The organism is Halovulum marinum, assembly GCF_009697225.1.
Classification (GTDB): Bacteria; Pseudomonadota; Alphaproteobacteria; order Rhodobacterales; family Rhodobacteraceae; genus Halovulum; species Halovulum marinum.
In genome coordinates this window covers 1-1,553 of the sequence record NZ_WIND01000062.1, presented here as the reverse complement: position 1 = coordinate 1,553, position 1,553 = coordinate 1, and the positions used below count along the sequence as shown (strand labels likewise).

At 67.1% G+C, this 1,553-nt stretch carries 1 protein-coding gene; it reads right to left on the bottom strand.

Annotated features, from left to right (window positions below; genetic code table 11):
• Positions 1-404: 404 nt before the first annotated feature.
• Positions 405-1,442: an IS110 family RNA-guided transposase gene (locus GE300_RS21995; RefSeq protein WP_154449698.1), complete on the bottom strand. Its 1,038-nt coding sequence runs from the start codon at positions 1,440-1,442 to the stop codon at positions 405-407.
• Positions 1,443-1,553: the final 111 nt, after the last annotated feature.

Here is a 1,553-nt window from a genome sequence, read left to right as displayed (position 1 = left end):
AATGGGCGTAGTGAAGTCAACAATCTCGTTTCCAAGCAAATACATTGACTTGCCTTCCGGCCGGACATGATGGGGCACGCAACAAGCACCACCGCAGATCGTCATCGCAGCGTTTGTCGGTGGTTCGTGCTGTTCCCCACATGCGCGTTCGGGGCCGCTTCGCCGGTATCATGCTTCCGTCCGTGGTCGGCGCGAGGCCTCCACATCATGCCTGGTCAGTTGGATCTCGCGTGCCGATCTCTGGTATCGTGCTCGGCCTTGCGGGCGGCACCAGCGAACGTGCGGCATCGTCGAGACCGCGTCCCGGCGAAGGGACATCGGAGGATCGGGATCATCCCGATCCAATTCGGGGTCAGGTCAAATTGCGGACGGTCGAACCGGCGGGCCGGATCGGCCGCTGGGCGTCATGCCGCGGCGATCCGCGCCGGATGCGTCATCTGGAACTTCGTGCCGTCGCTCCACATCCGGTGCAGCACGACGGCGAGGCGGCGGGCGACAGCCACCACGGCGCGCTTCATGCCGCGTCGTTTGGCAACCTGCATGCCCCAGGCCTTGAGCCAGCTCTTCGCCTGCGACTGGTAGAGCATCACCGTCGCCGCCTGGAACAGGGCGGTGCGGACGTTCCGGTCGCCGGCAGCGCTGATCGCGCCGACCACGTCGCGTTCACCGGACTGCTCGCGTCGGGGCGTCAGGCCGAAGTGTGGCCCGACGTTCTTCGAGGACCTGAACCGGGCCGGATCGTCTATCCCGGCCTTGACCTGCAGCGCCACCACGGCGCCGACACCGGGGACGGTCATCATCAGCCGGACCACCCGGTCGGCCCGCGCGATGCGGCGCAGCCGGTTCTCGAGCCGGGCGAGTTCACTGCGGAGCGCTGCATGCCCGCGCAGCATCGAGGTCACCATCGCCATAAGCATCTCGTTGCCATCCGCAAGTTCGCGGACGCGCTCCGGCAGCCGCTGCCGTCTGACCTTGCCGAGCTTGAGGCCGAACCCGCGCAGCATGCCGCGCATCGACAGCTCGATGCTGATCATCGACTTCTGCAGCGTCCGGCGCGCGCCGAGCAGCGCGCGCAATTCCTGCGCCGAGACGGACTTGCAATGCACCGGGCGGAACCAGCCCATCCGGATCAGCTGCGCGATGCCGAGCGCGTCGCGCCGGTCGGTCTTGATCGGCATGGCCTTGAGCGCGCCCTTCACCTGGCGGGTTTCCATCAGAACAGCCTCGAACCCGGCCTCGCGCAGATGCCGGACAAGCCATTGCGACAGCGGCCCGGCCTCCAGCCCGACGCAGGCGATGTCGAGGTCCAGACCGCGCAGGAATGCGGTCAGCGCCTCGGGTTCGCAGGCAACCTTCGCCTCGCGCGTCACCGCGCCAGAAGTATTCACCACGCAGACGGCGCAGCTTTCGAGCGATACGTCGATGCCGACAAAATGATCCATGGTCTCGTCCTCCCGTTCGGATCGTTGCCGCCGACCGGGACGGTCGGCCGTGACAGGACGATAGCCGGCTCATGGCCGACACCGCAGCACAACGCCGGGTCCGGGAGCGAC